General features: G+C 71.2%; 1 protein-coding gene. It reads left to right on the top strand.

All coding sequences use genetic code 11. The annotated features are described in order from the left end of the window. On the top strand, positions 1 to 499 hold a 499-nt coding region (locus AC2W7C_RS18655; RefSeq protein WP_486002676.1), incomplete at its 5' end, for a hypothetical protein. Positions 500 to 713 lie beyond the last annotated feature (214 nt).

Raw genomic sequence — 713 nt, 5'->3', positions numbered from 1 at the left:
TGCGACGCCGGCGGCCCCGGTGCCCGCGCCGGCGAACGTCCTCACCGCCCAGGGCTTCGGACCGCTTCGGGTCGGCATGACCCGGGCCGAGATCGAGGCGGCGCTGGGCGCCGATTCGAATCCTCAGGCGGTCGGCGGGCCCGATCCGGAAGCCTGCGACATGTTCCATCCCGCCCGGGCGCCCGAGGGCCTGATGGTCATGCTCGAAAGCGGTCGGCTGACCAGCATCTGGCTGCAACGAAGCGCGACGGTGAAGACCGATCGCGGCTTCGGCGTCGGTGATCAGGCTTCGGCGGTGAAGGCGGCCTACGGCGCGGCGGCGGAAGCCATGCCGCACAAGTATGAGGACGCGCCGGCCGAATATGTGACGGCGTGGGCCACGACGGATCGCGGCGGGCCGTCGGCGCGCGGTGTAAAGTATGAGATCGGTCGGGACGGCCGCGTCCAGGCGATCGCCGGCGGCGGAGCGTCGATCCAGTACGTCGAGGGCTGCGCCTAGACGATTCCTGACGATCGGCCGGCGAGGGATGACCTGCGGCCCGGCTCGTGGCTTGATCGGGGTCCGTTCAAAAGGGCTCGTTCATGAACATCGGATTCGTCCTCGCCTCGCTGGTCGCGCTCGCCGCCTGCAGCGAACCTGCTCCCGCGGCCTCTTCGACGTCCGGCCGGCCCCCGTCTCGGGCGGCGAGGCGTCCTGCCGCCCCAGTGCCCGT

The organism is Brevundimonas sp. CURTG3B2_SDJG (assembly GCF_057364705.1).
The sequence above is the reverse complement of the archived record's forward strand: the minus strand, read 5'-3'. Positions and strand labels throughout refer to the sequence as shown.